Below are 21,533 nucleotides of genomic sequence, written 5' to 3' on the forward strand. Positions count from 1 at the left end.
TCCGAGCGGCCGGACGGAGGGCCGTGGATCCCTCAGGATCGCTCAGGCACTCAGGAACGCTCAGGAACGCTCCACCCGTACCAGGAAGTTGTCGTCCGGCTCCCGCGAAAGCACCGAGATCCGCACCCGGTTCTCCTTGTCGGTGAAGGACGTCCCGGGACCGTACGGCGCGTCCGACAGCTCCGCGTGCACGTTGGGCCGCCGCGTACAGCCGCCGCTGTTCTCCCTGCTGTCCGAGACCGTCACCGGGCCGCGCCCGGTGTCCACGCCCGAATCGACGCGGTAGATGAGGACGCCCGGCGCGCAGACCGCCTCGTCGTTGCCCGCCCGGGTCCGTACCTCGACCGCGTACCCCGACTCCTTGGAGACCGGTACGAAGACGATCTTCGGGCCGTCGGGAAGCGCCAGCGGGGAGAGCAGGAAGTCGCTCGAACCCCGCTCCGAGGCGCAGCCGATCTGCTCGTCGTCGAGCCAGCCGAGCTTCCACTTGTGCCAGCCCAGCAGATCGTTGTTGGCGCCCCAGTCCTCGGACATGATGTCCCAGTGCCCGACCGCGCCGCCGCCCTCCGCCGTGTAGAGGTCGGGGAGGCCGAAGACATGGCCGTTCTCGTGCGGCAGCACCCGGTAGCCGGTGTCGACGTACGAGCCGGAGCCGTCGTCCTGGCGGCTGTAGACGAAGGACGTGTTGGCGAGCGGCACCCCGTCCGCGTGCGGCGCGTCGGCGTTGCCGGAGAACGTCACGGACAGGACGGTGTCCAGCGCCGACGGCCCGGCGTTGGGTGTGACCAGGATGTTCACCAGGTCGTACGCGCTGAAGTCCACGTCCGTGTCGGTGGCGGCCACGATGTCCTCGACGAGCCGCCGGTAGCCGGGCTCGTACGGTGACCCGCGCTCGATCCCGTACTCCGCGAACGGCATCGGCATCCGCAGCCAGTCCCGGACCGGGGCCTCGGCGCGGTAGTCGAGCCGCCCGTACGAGCTGGTCCTGAACCACTCGGACGTCTGCGGGAAGAACTCGGCGAGCCGCTCCGTCGCCTTCACCGGGCCCACCGCGTCCGGGAAGTCGATCATGAGGTTGAGGGCGCGGATCCGCCCGGTGGAGCGGGAGTAGCCGGCCGGGGTGGGCAGCCCCTCCGACATCTGGACGGCGGTGGCGGCGGCGATACGGCACGGGCCGAGCGCCGAGCCGGTGCTGCCTCCGGGGCCCGCGGAGGCGCGGGTGGGGTGCGGGAGGGTGCCGCTCGCCGAGGTCAGGGCGGCGAGGGCGAGCGCGGTGAGGCCGGCGAGGGCGCCGAGCCTGCGGGTGGTGTGCGTACTGCGGGTGCTGCGCGTACTGCCCGCGCTGTGGCTGTCGTGGTCACTTCTCTTGGTCCACTCGCCGCCGGCACGTCCGCCGGCTCTGCCTATCCCACGCCTCTGCTGCATCCGGCCGCCTTCGGTCGCGCGGCAGTCGGCGGTTCTGACTGCTCTCCGTTCGATCACCCTCCGTCGGTCGGCGTGTCGGCGCCCGCTGGGTGCGCCGATCGTGGGTTCTTCCACCCTTGTGATCCAGATCACATGAGGGCGTGAAATATCCGGGGAGGGGCTCCCCGTTTGCACCTGTGTCCCCGAGAAACGGGGAGGTGTTCCCCGTTTACCTGGGCATTGCCAAGGGTTCACCGAAGCTTGACGAAGACTCCGAAGGATGAAGGAAGCGCGACACGTGACCACCGTCAGCGACACCACGGCAGCCGGAACGGCGTCCAAAGAGGCGGCGTCCGGAGCGGCGTCCCAGGCGGCGGCGCCCGCCGCGGCCCGCCGCGTCACCCGGCCGCGCGCGGACGCCCTGCGCAACCGGGAGCGGATCGTCGCGGCGGCACGCGAGATGTTCGTGGAGTACGGTTCAGAGGCGCCGCTGGACGAGATCGCCCGGCGCGCCGGCATCGGCAACGCCACCCTGTACCGCCACTTCCCCGACCGTCGTGCCCTCATCCACGGCGTCGTCCGGTCGGTCATGTCCCGTACGGCCGACATCGCGGAGCGGCTCCTCGCCGAGGACGCGGCGTCCGAGCGGCCCGACCCGTTCGGCGCGCTGTGCCGCTTCGTGCACGCGTCGGCCGACGAGCGGATCGGGGCGCTCTGCCCGATGCTCTCGGAGACCTTCGAGCAGGACCGCCCGGATACGCGAGCCGAGCGGGAGCGGCTCGAAGGGCTCGCCGAGCGTCTGATGGAGCGGGCGCGCGTGGCCGGCCAGCTGCGTACGGATGTCACCGTCACCGACGTGATGATGGCGCTGTCCCAGCTCACCCGCCCGCTGCCGGACTCGGCGTGCCTGAACCTGGACCGGTTCACCCACCGGCACATCCAGCTGCTTCTCGACGGTATGGCGGCCCCCGCCCGCTCCGTACTGCCGGGAACCGCCGCGACCACGGAGGACCTGCTGCCCACCGCCCGGTGAGGTGAGCCCATGAGCCACACGAAACACACGAGCACGCACAAGTGTGCGAGCCCCGTAGAGAACCCGCGCGGCTGAGTCGACGAGCTGACGAATCGACGAGTCGATGAGCGCGGGTTCCATGACCCGTCACGGCCTCGACACGGCCCCGCCATGACTTCGTAAGTCCCGCAGCGTCGCCTGTACTTACGTACCTATTTCGCCCTTCCGTACCCTTAGGTGGCTACCTCCATGTCAGAAACAGCCGAGAAGAGGCTCCCCGACGCGGGAGCCGCGCTTCCCGATCCGAACCGCTGGAAGGCGCTGGTGTTCATCGCCGTCGCCCAGCTGATGGTCGTGCTCGACGCGACGATCGTGAACATCGCGCTGCCCTCCGCCCAGCAGGACCTGGGGATATCGGACGGCAACAAGCAGTGGGTCATCACCGCGTACGCCCTCGCCTTCGGCGGTCTGCTGCTCTTCGGCGGCCGTATCGCCGACCTGTGGGGCCGTAAGCGCGCCTTCGTCGTCGGCCTGATCGGCTTCGCCGCCGCGTCCGCCATCGGCGGCGCCGCCAACGGCGAGGCGGTGCTGCTCGGCGCCCGCGCGCTCCAGGGTGTCTTCGGCGCGCTGCTCGCGCCGGCCGCGCTGTCGCTGCTCGCGGTGACCTTCACCGACGCCAAGGAGCGGGCGAAGGCGTTCGGCATCTTCGGTGCGATCGCCGGTGGCGGTGGCGCCGTCGGTCTGATCCTCGGTGGCTTCCTCACCGAGTACCTGGACTGGCGCTGGACGTTCTTCGTCAACATCCCGTTCGCCGTCGTGGCCGCGCTCGGCGCGTACTTCGTGATCCGGGAGCCCGCGGGCGGCCGGAACCGCTCCGCGCTGGACATCCCCGGTGTCGTCCTGTCGACGCTGGGTCTGGTCTCGCTGGTGTACGGCTTCACGCGCGCCGAGTCCGACGGCTGGGGCGACATCACGACCATCTCGCTCTTCGTCGCCTCCGCGGTCCTGCTGGGCCTCTTCGTCGCCGTCGAGTCGCGGGTCAAGAACCCGCTGCTGCCGCTGCGCGTGGTCACCAACCGGAACCGCGCCGGTGTCTACCTCTCGCTGGGCCTCGCCATCATCGGCATGTTCGGCCTGTTCCTCTTCCTGACCTACTACCTCCAGGTCGTCGAGGGATACTCGCCGGTCAAGACGGGCTTCGCGTTCCTGCCGATGATCGTCGGCATGATCACGGGCTCGACCCAGATCGGCGCCCGGCTGATGACCCGCGTCCCGCCGCGGCTGCTGATGGGCCCCGGCTTCCTGGTCGCCGCCGTCGGCATGCTGCTGCTCACCCAGCTGGAGATCGGCTCCTCGTACACGACCCTGATCCTGCCGGCGGAGCTGCTGCTCGGACTGGGCATGGGTACGGCGTTCATGCCGGCCATGTCGCTGGCCACGCACGGCATCGAGCCGCGCGACGCGGGCGTCGCCTCCGCGATGGTGAACACCTCGCAGCAGGTGGGCGGCGCGATCGGGACGGCGCTGCTGAACACGATCGCCGCGTCCGCCACGACCTCGTACCTCGCCTCGCACGCGGCGGGTGCGAACGATCAGAAGCTGCTCGCCCTCCAGGGCCTGGTGGCCGGCTTCTCCAGCGCGATCTGGTGGGCCGTCGGCATCCTGGTCGTCGCCTCGGCGATCGCGGTCACCTTCATCAACACCGGTCGCCCCGGCACCTCCCCGGCCGCTTCGGGCGGAGCGGGCGACGGCGCCGAGGACGAGTTGGTGCTGCCGGTGGCGATGCACTGACGGCGACGGCGGCACGGCGGACGGGCACCGTACGTACGTAACTGAACAGCACGGCACAACAGAACAACAACAGAACAGAAACCGGATCTGCCCTGGTACGGCCGCGAACTCAGCGGCGCCAGGGCAGATCCGCGCCCGTACCCTCCGGCTGGAGCCCGTCGGCCATCACGCGCATGATCTCCCCGAGCTGCCCCAGCTGCTCCGGCGAGAGCCGGTCGAAGAGCGCCTGCCGTACGGCGGCCACATGGCCGGGCGCGGCGCGCTGGAGCACCTTCTCGCCCTCGTCCGTCAGGAACGCGTTCTGGCCGCGCTTGTCGGAGGGACAGTCCTCGCGCTGCACCCAGCCGTGCTTCTCCAGCCGCGCGATCGCGTGCGAGAGCCGCGATCTGGTGATCTTCGCGTCCATCGCCAGCTGCGTCATCCGCATCCGACGCCGCGGCGCCTGCGCGAGATGCACGAGCAGTGCGTAGTAGATGTGCGGCATACCGGAGTCCCTTTGGAGCTGCCGGTCGAGATGGTCCTCCAGCAGCGTGGTCGCGTGGAGGTATACGCGCCAGACACGCTGTTCCTCGTCGCTGAGCCAGCGCGGCTCCTGGTCGCTGTCGCTGCCGGTGGATGCCATGGTCATGCTCTCCACTCTACTCGTCATTGAAAGTTAAATTAAATGCGGATAGGGTGAGCGCGGGGCAATGCTTGAGGATTCAAGTATAGGCCCCGTCAACAGCTGCCCATAGCTGTCTACAGCCATTGAGGGCCGTGACAGCAGGGCCGAGAATCCGGACCGGGGAGTCGCCATGACCGCCATGAGTACCGCCACCGCGCGCACCGACGCCGAGCCCGCGCCGACGCGCATGCCGGCCCTCTATCTCTCCCACGGCGCCCCGCCGCTCGCGGACGACCCGGTCTGGCCCGGCGAACTGGCCGCCTGGTCCGCGGACCTGCCCCGCCCCAAGGCGATCCTGATGGTCTCCGCGCACTGGGAGGAGGCCCCGCTCGCACTCGGCGCGACCGTGCCCGTACCGCTGGTGTACGACTTCTGGGGCTTCCCGGAGCACTACTACCGGGTGCGGTACGACGCGCCCGGCGCGCCCGGGCTCGCGGACTCCGTGCGCAAGCTGCTGCGCGTCCCGGGGACGCCCGTACAGGACGTGCCGGACCGGGGGCTCGACCACGGGGCGTACGTACCGCTCGTGGAGATGTTCCCCGACGCGGACATCCCCGTGCTCCAGATATCCCTGCCCACGCTGGACCCGCGCAAGCTGCTTGAGGTCGGGCGGCGGCTGGCGCCGCTGCGGGACGAGGGCGTGCTGATCGTCGGCAGCGGTTTCTTCACCCACAACCTGGCCGCGCTGCGGCACACCGGCGGAGGGGTGCCCGGCTGGTCCTCGGAGTTCGACGACTGGGGCGCGCGGGCGCTGGCGGACCAGGACATCGACGCGCTGCTCGACTTCGAGCACAAGTCCCCGGCCGGCCGGCTGGCCCATCCGCGCACGGAGCACTTCGCCCCCCTCTTCGTCACGCTCGGCGCGTCGCAGGACGAGCTGGGCAGCGGGCGGAGCGTCATCGACGGATTCTGGATGGGGATGGCGAAGAGATCAGTGCAGTTCGGCTGACCGGCGCGGCGGCGCCGGGGCGCTTCCCGTACCACGCCGCATCCCCGTACCCGTCGAATTTCCGCCCCGCCTCGTCGTACGTGCCGATGTGACGGACGCGGGGACGGCGCCTCCGGAACTGAGAGCGGCGCCGCCGGGGCCGGGGAAGGCGCTGCTGGTCGCGTATCCCGGAATGCGGGCAGACGCGACATCCTGAGCAACCAAAAGCCGGTGCGGCCCGTCTTCCGGGTGAGAGCGCAGCCGGCCAAGCCGCTGATCGGGGGTGAAAGGGGTGGTGTCAAAGGTGATGGCAGTCTCACGCACGTAGTGGTTGTAGAGGTCGGTCAGCGCCTCAAGATCGGCTTCCTCGCCCGGCCTGACCTGCACTTCTGTACGTACGTACGACACCTGTTCTCCCCGGTTCGCGGCACAGGGTACTGCATGATCAGAAAATCTCCGCACCGGAGGGGAATTCTGTCCGGATTCCAGTCGTTGTTTCCAACGGATGCAGGGCACCCGGGAGGGTGTCGCGACTACTCAGTTCAGCAAGGGAGCTCAGCATGGCAACCCGTGCCGTCGCCCGTCGTTCCACCTCTGCCTCCGGTGCCTCCGGTTCCGGCTCCCGTGGGACGAAAGCGGCAAGCAGTGTTCGCGCTGGAGGCGGGGAGATCGCCGACCGCGACCTGGTCGGCATGTACCTCGACGAGATAGCGCGCACACCGCTGCTCGACGCCGCGAAGGAAGTCGAGCTGTCCCAGACCATCGAGGCCGGGGTCTACGCCCGGAAGATACTCGACGGGGAGGTCGAGAGCGGTTCGGCCGGTGCCTCGAAGGAGGAGCTGGAGGCGCTGTACGAGGCGGGGGAGCGTGCCAAGGACGTCTTCATCCGCTCCAACCTCCGCCTTGTGGTGGCCGTCGCCCGGCGCTATCCGCGCAGCGGCCTGCCCCTGCTCGACCTGATCCAGGAGGGGAACGCGGGCCTGGTGCGCGCGGTCGAGAAGTTCGACTACGCCAAGGGCTTCAAGTTCTCCACGTACGCGACCTGGTGGATCCGCCAGGCCATCACCCGCTCCATAGCCGACCAGTCGCGCACGATCCGGCTCCCCGTCCACCTGGTGGAGGAGCTGGGCAGGATCCGCCGTGTGCAGCGCGAGTTCAACCGGGAGCACGGCCGGGACCCGGAGCCCGCCGAGGTCGCCGCCGAGCTGGACTCGAATCCGGCGCGCGTCCTGGACGTCCTCGACTGGGCCCGTGACCCGGTCAGCCTGAACATGTCGGTGGACGACGACGGCGACACGCAGTTCGGTGACCTGCTGGAGGACACCTCCGCCGTCTCGCCCGAGCAGTCCGTCCTCACGCTGCTGCGCAGCGAGGAGCTGGAGGATCTGATCGGCAAGCTCGACCAGCGCACCGCCTCGATCATCAAGATGCGGTACGGAATCGTCGACGGCCGCGAGCGCACCCTGACCGAGGTCGGCAAGCAGCACGGCCTGACGCGCGAGCGGATCCGGCAGATCGAGAAGCATGCTCTGATGGAGCTGAAAAAGATGGCTCGGGACACAGGTTTCGACGCGGCGGCGTGACGTCAGCGCCCGAGAGCCGTAGTGTCCCCCTTAGCCCGTATCGAAGCGCTCCCCGTGAGCGCGGTACGGGACGGCCGATACGTCGGCCCCCGAAGACGAGCCCCGGCACCAACCCCCCCCAGGTGCCGGGGCTCACCTCTGCCCCGGATCGTGCTCGGGGCTCTGTGCCGGGCTTCGCGCCTGGCCCTGTTCCTGGCTTCGCGCCTGGCTCTGCTCCGGGCTCTGTTCAGGACTCCGCTCCGGGCTTCGCTCCCAGCGGGTCGCCGCGCGGGTCAGCCGCTGGCCCAGCTCGCTCAGGTAGTCGGTGAGCCCGGCCGGCGCGTGGACAGTGAACTCGCAGTCCACCAGCGCCAGTCGCAGCGCCAGCCACTCCAGCGAATCGTGCACCGTGCCGCGCAGCCGGCAGGAGTCCGGCCCCGTCTCCTCCGGCGCGCCGAGGTGGCGCGGCAGCCGGGCCGTGACGAACGCCGCCGGTGCCCGGAAGACCACGTCCAGCTCCAGCCGGGGCTTCATCCCCGACATCGACCTGCTCAGATACTCCGCCGCGTCCCCGCCCGTCGGCAGCTCACGCGGCGCGAAACGGGCGCCGGTCGCGAACGGCTCGCCCACGCGGTCGACCCGGAACGTACGCCAGTCGCTCCGCCCCAGGTCGTACGCGACCAGATACCAGCGCCGGCCGGTCGAGACCAGGCGGTACGGCTCGACCTGGCGCTTGGTCTCCGTACCGTCCCCCGAGCGGTAGCCGAAGCGCAGCCGCTCGGTGCCCGTGACGGCGCCGGCCAGGACGGTCAGGGTGCGCGGATCGATGGTCGCGCCGTCGCCGCGCGTGAGGGGGACGGTCGCGGCCTGGAGGGTCGACACCCGGTGCCGCAGCCGGGCCGGCAGCACCTGCTCCAGCTTGGCGAGGGCCCGTACGGACGCCTCGTCGACGCCCTCGATGGCATGGCCCGCGCCCGCCCGCAGCCCGACGGCGATGGCCACGGCCTCCTCGTCGTCCAGGAGCAGCGGCGGCATCGCCGTCCCCGCGACCAGCCGGTAGCCGCCGACCGCGCCCATCGTGGCCTCGACGGGATAGCCGAGGGCGCGCAGCCGGTCGATGTCGCGGCGGATGGTGCGGGGGCTGACCCCGAGACGCCCGGCCAACTCGCTGCCGGGCCATTCGCGCGGGGTCTGAAGGAGCGAGAGCAGGCTGAGCAGCCGGGCCGGGGTATCGGTCATAGGACCATCGTGCGCGCCATTGAGGACACGTTCTGGCCTAGATGGGTCATAACTTCTGCCGCATGAGTTCTTCCGCCACCGCCGAACCCGCCCTGGAACCGACACCGCCCCGGCCCGCGTCACCACGCGCGGAGCCGGGCGCCACGCCCGACAGCTCCACGCCTGAATCGGCGCCCGACAAGCGGCGCTGGTTGGCGTTGGCCATCGTCATGACGGCCGCCTTCATGGACCTGGTCGATGTGACCATCGTCAATATCGCCGTCCCGAGCATGGAACGGGACCTGGGGGCCTCGTTCGGGGCGATCCAGTGGATCACCGCCGGATACGCGCTGGCGTTCGCCGCCGGCCTGATCACTGGTGGCCGACTCGGCGACATTTACGGCCGTAAAAGGCTCTTCCTGATAGGTATCACCGGCTTCACTATCGCCTCCGCCCTCTGCGGTTTTGCTGCCAACCCGGAGATGCTCGTCGGCTCCCGGCTGCTCCAGGGCGCGATGGCCGCGATGATGGTGCCGCAGGTGCTCGCGATCATCCATGTCACCTTCCCGGCGCACGAACGGGGCAAGGTCTTCGGGATGTTCGGCGCGATCGTCGGGCTGGGCGCCGTCTCGGGGCCGCTGCTCGGCGCGCTGCTCACGCAGTGGAACCTCTTCGGCCTCGAATGGCGCCCGATCTTCCTGATCAACCTGCCGGTCGGTATCGCGGGTGTGCTGCTGGGCCGGCGGTTCATCACCGAGTCCCGGGCCCCCAAGGCGCTCCGGCTCGACCTGGTCGGTGTGGTGCTGGTGACGGCCGCGATGCTGATGCTGGTCTATCCGCTGACGCGCGGGCGCGAGCTGGGCTGGCCGCTGTGGGGGCACCTCTGCATGATCGGCAGCGTCGGTGTGGTGGCGGTGCTCGTGGCGTACGAGCGGCGGAAGGCGCGGGTGGACGGTTCGCCGCTGATCGAGCTGTCGCTGTTCCGCGTGAAGAGCTTCGCCGCGGGCATCGCCGTCCAGCTCACCTTCGGTGTCGCGCTGGGCATCTTCTTCCTGGTCTGGACGCTCTACATGCAGACCGGACTCGGCTGGAGCCCGCTGCGCGCGGGGCTGACCGGGGTGCCGTTCTCGATCGCTGTGTCGGTGGCGGCGGGTCTCTCCGTACAGAAACTCGTACCGCGCTTCGGCCGGAAGGTGCTCCAGGCGGGCGCGCTCACGATGATCGCCGGACTGCTGCTCTACATCGCGGAGGCCGACCGGTACGGCCTGGACATCCGCCCGTGGCAGATGGCCGCGCCGCTGGTGGTGATGGGCCTCGGGATGGGCCTGATCGTGGCGCCGCTGACGGACGCGGTCCTGTCGGGGGTGCCGCGCGAGCACTCGGGGTCGGCGTCCGGCCTGATCAACACCGTGCAGCAGATGGGCAACGCGCTCGGGCTCGGGCTGGTGTCGGTGGTGTTCTTCGGGGTGGTCGACGACCGGCTCGCGGGCGGGTCCGGCGCGGTGGGCGGGGCCTTCGCGGCCGGTTTCGAGCACGCGATGTGGTGGGTGGTGGCGGTGCTCGCGGTCATCTTCGCGGTGATGTTCGCACTGCCGGGCCGGCCGAAGCCGCACGAGGACCAGGCGGATCACCAGGAGGCGGCGGCGGTCTGACCGCGCCGGGGCGGAGGTCTCCGGTTCCGTATGGGAAATCCTGTACGGCGCCGGAGACCTCCGCTCCCGGATACCTCAGCGCCGGCGCGGCGCGATCTGCGCGAAGACCGTCAGCCCCAGACCGGCCACCAGGCCGACCGCGGTCGGAATGGTGAAGAAACTCAGCTCCGTGGCCTGGTCGTCGACCAGCAGCCCGCCGGCCAGCTGGAGCGCGAAGGCCGCCGCCACGACCAGCAGCCCATAGCCGTACAACTGCGGCCGGACCAACCGCTTGCGCAACGGCGGGAACACCCAGCCGGTCGCGAGCGCGGCCACTCCGCCCGCTCCCGCGAGCACCATCACGGTCGCGTTCAGCGCTATCGCGTACCCATTCACGTTCTGCTCTACCCCCTGTCTCGTGGACCACATGTCCACCGAACGTCCACATGATGCCTGATCATGTCCGCACCATGCCCGGATCTGTTTACTTTGTGGAAATGTCGGCGTAGCCTTCCGTCGAAACCACAGGTTCGGGCACGGAACGGACGTAAAACCACATGTACGCACCGGAGCGTCAGCAGGAGATCCTGCGCCTGGCCCGCGAGGACGGCCGGGTCGATGTGCTGTCGCTGGCCGAGGAGTTCCAGGTCACCGCCGAGACCGTGCGGCGCGATCTCAAGGCGCTGGACCGCGCGGGGCTCGTCCGGCGGGTGCACGGCGGGGCCATACCCGCGGGCCGGCTGGACTTCGAGCCGGATCTCGCCGAGCGCGAGTCCACCGCCGCCGACGAGAAGGACCGGATCGCCCACGCGGCGCTCGCGGAACTGCCGCACGACGGCAGCGTGATCCTCGACGCCGGTTCGACCGTGGCGCGGCTCGCGGCGGCGCTGCCGCTGGACTGCGGGCTCACCGTCGTCACGCACGGGCTGCCCGTCGCCGCCCGCCTCGCGGACCACCCGGGGATCGATCTGCACCTGGTCGGGGGCAGGGTCCGGCACCGTACGCGTGCGGCCGTCGACGCCTGGGCGCTGCGGGCGTACAGCGAGATCCGCGCCGATGTCCTCTTCCTCGGCACCAACGGATTCTCGGCCGAGAGCGGCCTCACCACCCCGGACCTCGCCGAAGCCGCCGTCAAGCGCGCGCTCGTCGGCGCCGCCCGGCGGGTGGTGCTGCTCGCCGACTCGGCCAAGCACGGCCAGGAGCACTTCGCGCGCTTCGGCAGCCTCGCCGATGTCGACCTGCTCATCACCGACAGCGGGCTCAGCCCTTCGGATGTCGCGGCGGTCGAGGCCGCGGGCACCGAAGTGCTGAGTGTTTAGGAGCGCCGCCGCATGATCCTCACCGTCACCCCGAACCCCAGTCTCGACCGTACGTACGAGGTCCCGGCGCTGGACCGCGGCGAAGTGCTGCGCGCCACGGCCGAGCGCATGGACCCGGGCGGCAAGGGCGTCAATGTCTCGCGGGCCGTCGCGGCGGCCGGCCGGCGCACCGTCGCCGTACTGCCGCTCGGCGGCGCGCCGGGCGCCCTCGTCGCCGAACTCCTCGCCCAGCAGGGCATCGAGGTCGCACCGGTGCCGGTCGCGGGGGCGACCCGGTCCAATATCGCGCTCGCCGAGCCGGACGGCACCCTGACGAAGATCAACGCGCCGGGTCCGGAGCTGACCGGCGCCGAGTCGGAGGCGCTGCTCGCCACCGTCCGCGCCCGGATCGGCGCCCACGCGGGCGCCGGGGCGGGGACCGGCCGGGACGGCGACGCCGTGACATGGATCGCCTGCTGCGGCAGCCTGCCGCGCGGGCTGGCCCCGGAGTGGTACGCCGAACTGGTCGCCCGCGCCCACGAGGCCGGGGCCCGGATCGCGCTGGACACCTCGGGACCCTCGCTGCTGGCCGCGCTCCGCGAGCGCCCGGACGTCGTGAAGCCGAACGCCGAAGAGCTGGCCCAGGCCGTCGGCCGCCCCCTCGCCACGGTGGGGGACGCGGTCAAGGCGGCGGAGGAGCTGCGGACGTACGGCGCCGCGGCGGTCCTCGCCAGCCTCGGCGCGGACGGCCAGCTGCTGGTCACGGAGACCGGCACCTACTTCGGCTCCGCCACGGTCACCTCGGTCCGCAGCAATGTGGGCGCGGGGGACGCCTCGCTCGCCGGGTTCCTGGCGGCGGGCGGCGAAGGCCCGGCGGCGCTCGCGTCCGCCGTCGCGCACGGTGCGGCGGCCGTACAGCTGCCGGGCAGCGTGATGCCGTCACCGGGAGACCTGGACCTGTCGGCGGTCACGGTGACCGCGGATGTCCCGCTGGACCGCCTTCTCACGGAGCCCGCCTCATGAGCCCGAGCTTCAGTTCCCTTCCCCTCCCGTACCCCCTTTCCCTTTCTCCCCTCCTTCCCCTTCCTCCCCACCGCGCGATAAGCGAGCAAAGGAGCCCGCGATGAGCGACATGATCACCGCGGACCTGGTCGACCTCGACCTGGCCGCCGAGACAAAGGAAGCAGCGGCCCGTTCGCTGGCCGAGCGCATGGTGACCCTGGGCCGGGTCACCGATCTGGACGGCTTCCTGGCCGATGTGGCGGCGCGCGAGGCGCAGATGCCGACCGGCCTCGACGGCGGCATCGGGATCCCGCACTGCCGTAGCGCGCATGTCAGCGAGCCGACGCTCGCCTTCGGCCGATCGGCCCGGGGCATCGACTTCGGCGCCCCCGACGGCCCGGCGGACCTGATCTTCCTGATCGCCGCCCCGGCCGGTGCGGACGACGCGCATCTGACGATCCTCTCGGCGCTGGCCCGCCGGCTGATGAACGAGGAGTTCACGACGGCGCTGCGGTCCGCGACCGACGCGTCGTCGGCGGCGGCCCTCATCCGCGGCGAGGAGCCCGAGGAGACCCCGGCGGCTACCGCTGGACCTGCCACCGCCGAAACGGCCTCAGAGGCGCGTTCCGAGACGCCCTCGGCGGTGTCCTCGGAGACGCCCGGAACCCCGAAGAGCGCCGAGAAGAGCGCCCCGAAGAGCGCCGTGCCCGCGCCGGAGGAGCCGCCCGCTCCCGCGGCCGCCGGCTCCACCGAGCCGTTCCGTATCGTCGCCGTCACCTCCTGCCCTACGGGCATCGCCCACACCTATATGGCCGCCGAGGCCCTGGAGCAGGCGGGGGAGCGGGCGGGCGTCGAGCTGACCGTCGAGCCGCAGGGCTCCTCCGGATTCAACCGCCTCGACCCCGCCGTCATCGCCGCCGCCGACGCCGTGATCTTCGCCCACGACGTGCCGGTACGGGAGAAGGAGCGCTTCGCCGGGAAGCCCACCGTCGACGTCGGCGTCAAGGCCGGCATCAACCGCCCCGACGAACTGATCACCGAAGTACGCGGCAAGGCGGCCCGCGGCGAGGCCACCGCTCCCGCCGGCCACCCCACGCCCGTCGAGAGCGCCGGCGAGGCCGGTGAGGGCTATGGCACCAAGCTGCGCAAGTGGCTGATGTCCGGGGTGAGTTACATGGTCCCGTTCGTCGCGGCGGGCGGCCTCCTCATCGCCCTCGGCTTCGCCATCGGCGGCTACACCATCGACAAGGCGCCGTCGGTCGCCGAGCACTTCGTCTGGACGGACCACGTCAGCTGGGCGGCCCTGCTCTTCCAGATCGGCGGCCTGGCCTTCGACTTCCTGGTGCCCGTCCTGGCGGGTTACATCGCGTACGGCATGGCCGACCGTCCCGGACTGGTGCCCGGCTTTGTCGGCGGCATGATCGCTTCCACCATCGAAGCGGGCTTCCTTGGCGGCCTGGCCGCCGGTCTGATCGCCGGTGGCACCGTGATGGCCATTCAACGAGTCCGGGTGCCCGCCGTACTGCGCGGGATCATGCCCGTGGTCATAATTCCCCTCCTCTCGTCCATCGCCGTCGGCTTCCTGATGTTCCTGGTGGTCGGCAAACCGATCGCCGAGCTACAGAAGGCCCTGACCGACTGGCTGTCCGGTCTCTCCGGCGCCAACGCGATCGTTCTCGGCGTCATCCTCGGGCTGATGATGTGCTTCGACCTGGGCGGCCCGCTGAACAAGGTCGCCTACGCCTTCGCCGTCGGCGGCCTCGCGGACCCCAACCCGGGCAGCCTCAAGGTCATGGCCGCCGTCATGGCCGCGGGCATGGTCCCGCCGCTCGCGATGGCGCTCGCCACCACCGTGCGCGGCAAGCTGTTCACCCGTACCGAACGGGAGAACGGCAAGGCCGCCTGGGTGCTCGGCGCCTCCTTCATCACCGAGGGGGCCATCCCGTTCGCGGCGGCCGACCCGCTGCGGGTCATCCCGTCCGCCATGGCGGGCGGGGCTGTCACCGGCGCGCTCTCGATGCTCTTCGAGTGCACCCTGCGCGCCCCGCACGGTGGCGCCTTCGTGATCCTGCTGATCGGTCACCCGGTCCTCTACGTGATCGCCATCGCGGCGGGTACGGCCGTCAGCGCCGGGCTGGTCATCCTGCTGAAGGGCGCCCGCAGGACGGGCGGTCCCGCCCGGTCGGAGGAGCCGATAGCCGCCGGTGACACCGAGGCCGCGGCCCCGTCCGGGACCAAGGTGCCGGTGGCCGTCTGACCGCCGTCCACCCCGTGGGTCGTACGCCCGTCCACCCCTGGCGGCCGTACGACCCACACCCATGTCTTCCCGGCCTCATCTCACCTGCGCGCGGAGTTCCATGGCCTCGCGCGCCGCGCTCTCCGTCTCGTAGACCTCGCACATATGGCGGCCGTCCCGCGTCGCCGTGTGCTCGACCTCCCAGAGGCTTGTCTCACTGCCGTCGATCAGCAGGAACGCGTGCTCGTACAGCATGAACCCGGCGTCCTTGCCCTCGACCTGGCACTGCCGGCCGAAGACCTGCGTGATGTGGTGCGCGAACGCCGTTTTCAGCATCCGTCCGGTCTCCTCGCCCGGCCGGTCCTCGTTCTCCGCCCGGCGCAGCACCCGGCGCGCGTGGTCGGGGGAGTTGTCCGGTGAGTACATCCGGTGCCGTGTCGCGGGCGCCGGCGCGGGCAGCGCCCGCAGCGCGCGGAGCAGGGCGAGATGGGCGTCGATCTCCGCCGTACGCTCCGACTCCAGCTCCGCGAGCAGTCCGGCCGCGAGATCGTCCGTGGCCGGATCGCCGGTATGGGACTCCGCCTCGGGGACGGCCGGATACGCCGCGTCCGCCGGCCCCTCCCCGCCTTCCCCGGCGAACGGGGAGCACAGCGGCCCCTCCCCGCCGATGCGGCCGAGCCGGGCCGCGGCGAGCTGGGCGTCGGACTCCTCCCCGTACAGCTCGTGCAGCCGCGCGCCGTCCCGGCCGGTGTTGTGCACCAGCTCCCAGAGGCTGATCGCGCTGCCGTCGTCGAGCAGATAGGTGTGCCGGTACGTCTCGCGGTGCAGCCCCGCACTGTGGTGCGCGGAACACAGCGAGCTGGCGTGCGCCAGCGCACGGTCGAGTCCCTCGACCAACGTGTCAGGCAGGTCGAAGGAGTTGAGTGCCCGACCCAGGAGTCGCTCGAGGTGCGTCTCGGTTGTCTCGTAGGGATCGTTCAAGATGGGTCTCCAGGCCGTCGCCACATGTCACTTGGTGATTGCATAACGTAGTGCCTAGGGCTGACATCGCGTCCCCCCTTTGGGAAAACGAAGGGGGCGCACACAAAGTTCTTCCGCGCCCCCGGTCAACCCGCCGTCCGCGCCCCTCAGTCGAGTCCGTACAAATCATGGTACGAAGGAAACGTCCCGCCGGGCCCGTCCACGCCCTTCGCCGCGCGGACGGCCGAGACTATTGCCCTGGTCACCACGTCCGCACCGGCCGCCAGCACCTCATTGAGCGCCAGTTGATCCGTCGCGTCGAGCGGGCGAAGACCGGTCGACAGAGCGAATACCGTATCGCCGTCATTGAGAAGATGCACCGGACGGACGGCGCGCGCTATGCCGTCGTGCGCCGTCCCCGCGAGCTTCTGCGCCTGGGCACGGGACAGTTCGGCGTCGGTGGCGACGACGGCCAGCGTGGTGTTCAGCGGAGCGGGCCCGTTCCGCTCGCTCAGTCCGGCCAGCCGCTCGCACGCCGCCCGGTGGACCTCGGGCGCCGGATACTCCGCCCGGCCGTCGAAGTAGCGCCCGTACAGCACCCCCGTCAGCGGATCGACCACCGAACCCGCCGCGTTGGCCACGACCAGGGCGGCCACCGTCGCCCCGGAGGCCAGCACCGCGCTCGCCGTCCCCGTCCCGCCCTTCAGCGGGCCGACCAGCGCGCCCGTCCCCGCGCCCACCGCGCCCTCCTCGACAGGCGCCCCGACGGCCGTCCCGGCGGCGGCCTCCACCGCCGCCCGCCCCGTCGCCGCGTCCGGCCGTATCCGCCAGTCGCCACCGCGCCCCAGATCGAAGACGCCCGCGGCCGGCACGACCGGCACCACCTGCTCGGGCTCAGGACCCACCCGCACCCCGCGCCCGCGCTCCTCCAGCCACGCCACCACCCCGGCCGCCGCGTCAAGCCCGAACGCGCTGCCGCCCGTCAGGACGACGGCCTCGATCCGCTGGACGACATTGCGAGGATCGAGCGCCTCGGTCTCCCTCGTCGCCGGACCGCCGCCCCGCACATCCACGGCCGCGACCACGCCGCCCTCCGGCGCCAGGACGACCGTGGTCCCCGTCAGCGCCCGGTCCCCGGCCACCCGCGCGTGACCCACCCGCAGCCCCGCCACATCGGTCAGTGCGTCATTCCTCGTCATACTTCCCATGCGTACCACGCGGGTACGACAACTCCCGGCGCCGAGAGGCCGCCTCGGCTCGGCCGGCGACCAGCGCCCCGGGCCCCGGCCGCCGGGACAGCGCCCGGCCGGCCGCGCGCGCCCGTACCCTGGACTGATGAGCACCGCCCCCACCCCCGAGCCGCCGCGCCCCAGTCCGGCGCTGATCTTCGACGACCCGCTGGACCAGCCGTCCTCGGACGACACCGACCGGGGCTGGGGCGAGCGGCCCGCCGCGAGCGGCGACAGCGCCGCCGACCTCGCGCGCTTCCTCGACGAGAAGCCGCCCCACCACCTCTGACCCCGCCGGGCCGGCACCGCCGTTACGGAGCGGCCCGTCCCGGCCCGCCCGGCCCCGGCGCCCCGCGCTGGGCGACCAGGGCGTCCCGGATCTCCTTCAGCACCTCCAGCTCGCTGACCTCCAGCACCTCCTTGACCTCTTCCTTGGCCGCCTGGAGCCTGGCCCGCCGGGCGAGGTACTTCGACATCGGCAGCACCATCAGGAAATAGACGACGGCGGCTGTGATCAGGAAGGTCAGCACGGCGCTGAGCACCGATCCCCACATGATCGGGATGCCGCTGACCGCCTCGCCGCCCTTCGTCACGCACGGCGCCTTCAGACAGGAGCTGTAGTGATCCAGGTCCTTCGTGCCGAAGGCGCCCACCAGCGGGTTGATCACGCCCTTCACCAGCGAGTTCACCACGTTGGTGAAAGCCGCGCCGATGACGACCGCGACCGCGAGGTCGATCACGTTGCCGCGCATCAGGAAGGCTTTGAAGCCCGCCAGCACGCTTTCCTTCTCTTTGCTCACGAGTGAGCCTTTCTTCACATGTGCCGTAGGAATGACAAACTGCTGCGAAACCTACGGCAGCGAGTGCCCGCGCTGTCCAATCCGCGTACGCGATCAGGCGACGCGACAGCTCACCCGTTCGACCCGGCGCGGCACGTCTCAGCACAGCGTCACCGCCAGCCGGGACATGGCCCCCGCGCCCGCCAGCGCCACCGCGGTATCGCGCGGCACGGACAGCACGATCAGCGCCCCGTCGTCCGCGAGGCCCTCCCGCACCCGGGGGATCTCCGCCACCCGGGCACCCTCGGCCACCACCCGGGCCTCGGACTCACCGTCCGCCCCGGCGATCACATCGACGCGGTCGCCCCGGCGCAGCAGCCGCACCGTCGCCGCGTCCGCGATACGTACGGGAGCGGACACCATCCCCGCCGGCCGGTGCGCACGGCGCCGGGCGGGCGGCGGGCCCGCCGCGATGGCGCGGGCGGCGGCCTCCGCCCGGGCGTCGCTCCCGGGCTCGGCCCCGGCCCCGGCCGCGCCCACCGCCCCGCCGGCCCCGGTGGCGGCCAGCGCCGCCGCGGTCATGGCCAGCCCGGCCGCCGTAGCCCGGCGCCGCCGGAGCAGCGCGCGGCGCAGCCGCTGTCCGGAGCCGCGCACCCGCAGCGGGGCGAACGGAGGCACTCCGCGCGGCTCCGGCGCGGGCACGGGAAGGGGAGGGGACGGAGTGGGGGAGGAGGGATCGTGCGGGAAGGAACGGGCCATGCTGACCACCGCCTGACGTGAGGAATCGCTGCTTTCGCTCCTCACGATCCACGGTCCGCCACGATCCCGCCGGGGCCTGTGGGTCAACTCCCGATTGTGGACAACTCCCTCACCCGCGCGAGTGGTTCAGGGCGCTGCCGGGGAAATTCCGAGGCCCCGGCGCATGGCACGCCGGGGCCGGGGGCAACTCGTGATCAGGGCAGTTCGAGCCCGGTATCGATTCCGTCCAGCGCGTGCGAGCACAGACAGTCCCGTGTCTCGCTCGGCTGCAAACCGCCCACCGCGTCGAACAGCACGGTGCGCAGCCGGCCGACATTGGCGGCGAAGACCTTGAGGACCTCTTCGTGGGAGACCCCCTCACCGGTCTCCGCGCCCGCGTCCAGATCCGTCACGAGTGCCATGGAGGTGTAGCAGAGACCCAGTTCACGAGCGAGCACGGCCTCGGGATGACCGGTCATCCCGACCACCGACCAGCCCATCGCCGCATGCCACCGGGACTCCGCGCGTGTCGAGAAGCGCGGTCCCTCGATCACCACCAGCGTTCCGCCGTCCACCGGCTCCCAGCCGTGCCCGCGCGCCGCGGCGAGGGTCGTGCTCCGCCCCTCGGGGCAGTACGGGTCGGCGAGCGAGATGTGCACGACTTCGGAGGCGCTGCCGTCGGGCAGCGGCAGTCCGTCGTAGAAGGTCTGCGTCCGGGCCTTTGTGCGGTCCACCAGCTGGTCGGGCACGAGCAGCGTGCCCGGTCCGTACTCGGGCCGCAGACCGCCCACGGCGCACGGTCCCAGGACCTGCCGCACTCCGACGGAGCGCAGTGCCCACAGATTGGCCCGGTAGTTGATGCGGTGCGGCGGCAGGCCGTGCGCGCGTCCGTGCCGGGGCAGGAACGCCACCCGACGGCCGGCGATCTCGCCGAGGAAGAGGGAGTCACTGGGCGGCCCGTAGGGGGTCTCCACCTGGACCTCGGTCACATCGTCGAGGAAGGAGTAGAAGCCCGAGCCACCGATCACACCGATCTCTGCGTTCGCCATCCGATCACAGTAGCCGCAGTCGCACGGTCGCACGCGAAGGACCCCGACCGTGAAAACGGCGGGGTCCCGGCGGACAGAGAGCGGGGAGGACGAGAAGGTCAGGCGGCCGAAGAGCCGCTGGACGATCCGGCGCTCGCGCCGGATCCCGAGCCCGACCCGGTGCTCGAACCACCCGAGGAGGAGGAACCGGAGCCTGAGGACGAGGAGGACGAGGACGCGGCGGACGCGCCGGCCTTGGCCTCGGACGACGAGGACGGCTTGGCGGCCGAGGAGCTTGCCGTGGCGGGGGCACTGCTCGACGACGAACCGCGGCTGTCGTTGCGATAGAAGCCGGAGCCCTTGAAGACGACACCGACCGCGGAGAACACCTTCTTCAGGCGGCCCTCGCAATTCGGGCACACAGTGAGGGCGTCATCGGTGAACTTCTGCACCGCTTCGAGGCCCTCGCCGCACTCGGTGCACTTGTACTGGTAGGTCGGCACTGATTCCTCCTGGCACTCTGACTCGATGAGTGCTAACGATCGTCCATACTAACCTGTGTCACCTGCGATTGGAGTAGCCTCCATGACCATGCTCACAGGCATCGGTCAGGGCTTGACCGCCATGAGGGCCTCCGCGTCCGGGTGAGAAGCCGCTCGGGCGGCCGGGTCACAGCGACCCGTTCCGCGCCGAACGAAGCGATATTCCAGCACGTCACGTCCTTCCGACCGCGACAGGTTCGCGTTGCGCCGGACCGTGGGTGACCGTTCTGGCCGCACGCGGCGCCGCCAGCCGCGAACGCAGCGCCAGCAGGACGACCAGAGCCAGCGCCGTGCCCGCGAGGGGCACCACGAATCCGGCGCGCGCACCGTAGGTGTCGGCCAGCTGCCCGGCGACGGTGACCGCCGCGGCCTGGCCGAGCGCGACGGCGCCGGTCAGCCAGGTGAACGCCTCGGTACGGGCCGACGCGGGCACCAGCGATTCGACCAGCGTGTAGCCCGTGATCAGCGCGGGCGCGATACAGAGCCCCACCAGCAGGCCGAGACCGGCGAGCAGGGGCACCGAGTGCACGGCCCAGAGAGCGGAGGTGGCCAGGGTCAGCGCGACATAGCCGTACAGCAGCCTGTGGCGGGGCCCGGTCTTCCAGGCGAGGGTGCCGCACACGATCCCGGCGAGCATGTTGCCCGCCGCGAAGATCCCGTACAGCAGACCGTTCACGCCGGGGTTGCCCATCTCCGCGGCGAAGGCAGTGAGGGAGACCTGCATGCCACCGAAGACCGAACCGATGCCCAGGAAGGCCACCACGAGCACCTTCACCCCGGGAACGGACAGCGCGGAGCCGCGCCGCTCGGCGGGGGTGCCGGCGCCGCGCGGGTGGCGGGGGCTCGGCAGGCCGCTGCGTTGCGCGGCGAAGAGCAGACCGCCGACGAGGGTCAGCGTGGCCTCGGCGAGCAGCCCCGCCGCCGGGTGCACCCCGGTGCACAGCGCCGTCGCGAGCACCGGCCCGATGACGAAGGTGAACTCGTCCGTCACGGATTCGAAGGCCGCCGCCGTGGGGAGCAGTGATGCCCGGGGGCCGGATCCGTCACCCAGTACCGTCGCCCAGCGGGAGCGGACCATGGGGCCGATCTGGGGGACCGAGGCGCCCGTCGGGACGGCGGCGGCGAACAGCGCCCACAGCGGGGCGCCGGCCAGCGCCAGCGCGACCAGGGCGCCCACGGACACGGTGTGCAGCAGCACGCCCGGCACCAGCACGGCGCGCTGCCCGAACCGGTCGGCGAGCCTGCCGCCCTGCGGGGCGCACAGCGCCATCGAGACGCCGGTGACCGCCGCGACGGCGCCTGCGCTGCCGTACGAGCCGGTGGTGTGCTGGACGAGAAGCACGATGCCGATCGTCAGCATCGCGAAGGGCTGCCTGGCGGCGAACCCGGGGAGCAGGAAGGACCGGACGCCGGGGGTGCGCAGCAGCCGCCCGTATCCGGGGCGGGGAGCCTGCTGGGCGGTGTTCTTCTGGTGGGTGCCGGCCTTATGGGCCTTGCTGACCGTGTTGCGG

At 71.4% G+C, this 21,533-nt stretch carries 20 protein-coding genes; 9 read left to right on the forward strand and 11 right to left on the reverse strand.

All coding sequences use genetic code 11. The features are described from left to right. Positions 1-60 precede the first annotated feature (60 nt). Positions 61-1,425: a M6 family metalloprotease domain-containing protein gene (locus DVK44_RS20120; RefSeq protein WP_114660903.1), complete on the reverse strand. Its 1,365-nt coding sequence runs from the start codon at positions 1,423-1,425 to the stop codon at positions 61-63. A gap of 277 nt (positions 1,426-1,702) precedes the next feature. Here DVK44_RS20120 and DVK44_RS20125 point away from each other — a divergent pair, with 277 nt between their 5' ends. Together DVK44_RS20125 and DVK44_RS20130 are read left to right on the forward strand one after the other, a co-directional pair. Further along, positions 1,703-2,437 (forward strand): TetR/AcrR family transcriptional regulator, encoded by a 735-nt coding sequence (locus DVK44_RS20125; RefSeq protein ID WP_408055338.1) that lies wholly within the window; start codon positions 1,703-1,705, stop codon positions 2,435-2,437. Between the two features lie 228 nt (positions 2,438-2,665). Next, a complete protein-coding gene (locus DVK44_RS20130) occupies positions 2,666-4,207 on the forward strand; it encodes an MFS transporter (protein WP_114660905.1) in 1,542 nt (513 codons plus the stop codon). A 109-nt stretch (positions 4,208-4,316) separates the two neighbouring features. On the opposite strand, the gene DVK44_RS20135 is transcribed toward DVK44_RS20130, so the two are convergent. After that, complete coding sequence (locus DVK44_RS20135; protein WP_408055407.1) at positions 4,317-4,844, reverse strand: MarR family winged helix-turn-helix transcriptional regulator; 528 nt, start codon at positions 4,842-4,844, stop codon at positions 4,317-4,319. Between the two features lie 157 nt (positions 4,845-5,001). Here DVK44_RS20135 and DVK44_RS20140 point away from each other — a divergent pair, with 157 nt between their 5' ends. Both DVK44_RS20140 and DVK44_RS20150 read left to right on the forward strand, forming a co-directional pair. Continuing rightward, positions 5,002-5,820: a dioxygenase family protein gene (locus DVK44_RS20140; RefSeq protein WP_228447278.1), complete on the forward strand. Its 819-nt coding sequence runs from the start codon at positions 5,002-5,004 to the stop codon at positions 5,818-5,820. 539 nt (positions 5,821-6,359) lie between these two features. Further along, on the forward strand, positions 6,360-7,382 hold the full coding sequence (locus DVK44_RS20150) for a sigma-70 family RNA polymerase sigma factor (RefSeq protein ID WP_114660906.1): 1,023 nt from the start codon (positions 6,360-6,362) through the stop codon (positions 7,380-7,382). A 132-nt stretch (positions 7,383-7,514) separates the two neighbouring features. Here the strand turns inward: DVK44_RS20150 and DVK44_RS20155 are convergent, their stop codons facing one another. Next, positions 7,515-8,600, reverse strand: a complete 1,086-nt coding sequence (locus DVK44_RS20155; RefSeq protein ID WP_114660907.1) for a helix-turn-helix transcriptional regulator — start codon at positions 8,598-8,600, stop codon at positions 7,515-7,517. A gap of 62 nt (positions 8,601-8,662) precedes the next feature. Between DVK44_RS20155 and DVK44_RS20160 the strand changes: the two genes are divergently transcribed. Next, on the forward strand, positions 8,663-10,231 hold the full coding sequence (locus tag DVK44_RS20160; RefSeq protein WP_114660908.1) for an MFS transporter: 1,569 nt from the start codon (positions 8,663-8,665) through the stop codon (positions 10,229-10,231). A gap of 75 nt (positions 10,232-10,306) precedes the next feature. On the opposite strand, the gene DVK44_RS20165 is transcribed toward DVK44_RS20160, so the two are convergent. Next, a complete protein-coding gene (locus DVK44_RS20165) occupies positions 10,307-10,639 on the reverse strand; it encodes a hypothetical protein (protein ID WP_162793975.1) in 333 nt (110 codons plus the stop codon). 128 nt (positions 10,640-10,767) lie between these two features. Between DVK44_RS20165 and DVK44_RS20170 the strand changes: the two genes are divergently transcribed. The 3 genes from DVK44_RS20170 (at position 10,768) to DVK44_RS20180 (ending at position 14,767) form a co-directional block, all read left to right on the forward strand. Further along, the gene (locus DVK44_RS20170) at positions 10,768-11,529 is read left to right on the forward strand and encodes a DeoR/GlpR family DNA-binding transcription regulator (protein WP_114660910.1); all 762 of its coding nucleotides are present in this window, start codon (positions 10,768-10,770) and stop codon (positions 11,527-11,529) included. 12 nt (positions 11,530-11,541) lie between these two features. Further along, a complete protein-coding gene (gene pfkB, locus DVK44_RS20175) occupies positions 11,542-12,531 on the forward strand; it encodes a 1-phosphofructokinase (RefSeq protein ID WP_114660911.1) in 990 nt (329 codons plus the stop codon). 100 nt (positions 12,532-12,631) lie between these two features. Further along, positions 12,632-14,767 (forward strand): PTS fructose transporter subunit IIABC, encoded by a 2,136-nt coding sequence (locus DVK44_RS20180; protein WP_114660912.1) that lies wholly within the window; start codon positions 12,632-12,634, stop codon positions 14,765-14,767. A gap of 75 nt (positions 14,768-14,842) precedes the next feature. On the opposite strand, the gene DVK44_RS20185 is transcribed toward DVK44_RS20180, so the two are convergent. Next, positions 14,843-15,727 (reverse strand): DUF6227 family protein, encoded by an 885-nt coding sequence (locus DVK44_RS20185; protein WP_114660913.1) that lies wholly within the window; start codon positions 15,725-15,727, stop codon positions 14,843-14,845. A gap of 146 nt (positions 15,728-15,873) precedes the next feature. Beyond that, complete coding sequence (locus DVK44_RS20190) at positions 15,874-16,905, reverse strand: P1 family peptidase (RefSeq protein WP_114660914.1); 1,032 nt, start codon at positions 16,903-16,905, stop codon at positions 15,874-15,876. A gap of 136 nt (positions 16,906-17,041) precedes the next feature. On the opposite strand from DVK44_RS20190, the gene DVK44_RS20195 reads away from it, so the two are divergent. Beyond that, a complete protein-coding gene (locus DVK44_RS20195; protein WP_114660915.1) occupies positions 17,042-17,224 on the forward strand; it encodes a hypothetical protein in 183 nt (60 codons plus the stop codon). Positions 17,225-17,246: 22 nt separating this feature from the next. On the opposite strand, the gene mscL is transcribed toward DVK44_RS20195, so the two are convergent. From mscL to DVK44_RS20220, 5 genes are all read right to left on the reverse strand, one after another. Next, positions 17,247-17,735, reverse strand: coding sequence for a large conductance mechanosensitive channel protein MscL (gene mscL, locus DVK44_RS20200; protein ID WP_114660916.1), 489 nt, complete (start codon positions 17,733-17,735; stop codon positions 17,247-17,249). Between the two features lie 138 nt (positions 17,736-17,873). Further along, entirely contained in the window at positions 17,874-18,473 is a 600-nt protein-coding gene (locus DVK44_RS20205; RefSeq protein ID WP_114665301.1) for a hypothetical protein, read from the reverse strand. A 194-nt stretch (positions 18,474-18,667) separates the two neighbouring features. Beyond that, positions 18,668-19,501, reverse strand: a complete 834-nt coding sequence (locus tag DVK44_RS20210) for an S-methyl-5'-thioadenosine phosphorylase (protein WP_114660917.1) — start codon at positions 19,499-19,501, stop codon at positions 18,668-18,670. Between the two features lie 98 nt (positions 19,502-19,599). Continuing rightward, on the reverse strand, positions 19,600-19,983 hold the full coding sequence (locus tag DVK44_RS20215) for an FmdB family zinc ribbon protein (RefSeq protein ID WP_114660918.1): 384 nt from the start codon (positions 19,981-19,983) through the stop codon (positions 19,600-19,602). Between the two features lie 211 nt (positions 19,984-20,194). After that, a complete protein-coding gene (locus DVK44_RS20220; RefSeq protein ID WP_228447650.1) occupies positions 20,195-21,448 on the reverse strand; it encodes an MFS transporter in 1,254 nt (417 codons plus the stop codon). Positions 21,449-21,533 lie beyond the last annotated feature (85 nt).

It is taken from the genome of Streptomyces paludis (assembly GCF_003344965.1).
In the GTDB taxonomy this organism is placed as follows: domain Bacteria; phylum Actinomycetota; class Actinomycetes; order Streptomycetales; family Streptomycetaceae; genus Streptomyces; species Streptomyces paludis.

Excerpts from the sequence above, each read along its gene's own strand:
- DVK44_RS20170 (WP_114660910.1), top strand. The coding sequence starts at position 10,768 with ATGTACGCACCGGAGCGTCAGCAGGAGATCCTGCGCCTGGCCCGCGAG.
- DVK44_RS20130 (WP_114660905.1), top strand. The coding sequence starts at position 2,666 with ATGTCAGAAACAGCCGAGAAGAGGCTCCCCGACGCGGGAGCCGCGCTT.
- DVK44_RS20165 (WP_162793975.1), bottom strand. The coding sequence starts at position 10,639 with ATGTGGTCCACGAGACAGGGGGTAGAGCAGAACGTGAATGGGTACGCG.
- DVK44_RS20155 (WP_114660907.1), bottom strand. The coding sequence starts at position 8,600 with ATGACCGATACCCCGGCCCGGCTGCTCAGCCTGCTCTCGCTCCTTCAG.
- DVK44_RS20160 (WP_114660908.1), top strand. The coding sequence starts at position 8,663 with ATGAGTTCTTCCGCCACCGCCGAACCCGCCCTGGAACCGACACCGCCC.
- DVK44_RS20210 (WP_114660917.1), bottom strand. The coding sequence starts at position 19,501 with ATGGCGAACGCAGAGATCGGTGTGATCGGTGGCTCGGGCTTCTACTCC.
- DVK44_RS20120 (WP_114660903.1), bottom strand. The coding sequence starts at position 1,425 with ATGCAGCAGAGGCGTGGGATAGGCAGAGCCGGCGGACGTGCCGGCGGC.
- pfkB (WP_114660911.1), top strand. The coding sequence starts at position 11,542 with ATGATCCTCACCGTCACCCCGAACCCCAGTCTCGACCGTACGTACGAG.
- DVK44_RS20150 (WP_114660906.1), top strand. The coding sequence starts at position 6,360 with ATGGCAACCCGTGCCGTCGCCCGTCGTTCCACCTCTGCCTCCGGTGCC.
- DVK44_RS20195 (WP_114660915.1), top strand. The coding sequence starts at position 17,042 with ATGAGCACCGCCCCCACCCCCGAGCCGCCGCGCCCCAGTCCGGCGCTG.
- DVK44_RS20180 (WP_114660912.1), top strand. The coding sequence starts at position 12,632 with ATGAGCGACATGATCACCGCGGACCTGGTCGACCTCGACCTGGCCGCC.
- DVK44_RS20140 (WP_228447278.1), top strand. The coding sequence starts at position 5,002 with ATGACCGCCATGAGTACCGCCACCGCGCGCACCGACGCCGAGCCCGCG.
- DVK44_RS20190 (WP_114660914.1), bottom strand. The coding sequence starts at position 16,905 with ATGACGAGGAATGACGCACTGACCGATGTGGCGGGGCTGCGGGTGGGT.
- DVK44_RS20205 (WP_114665301.1), bottom strand. The coding sequence starts at position 18,473 with ATGGCCCGTTCCTTCCCGCACGATCCCTCCTCCCCCACTCCGTCCCCT.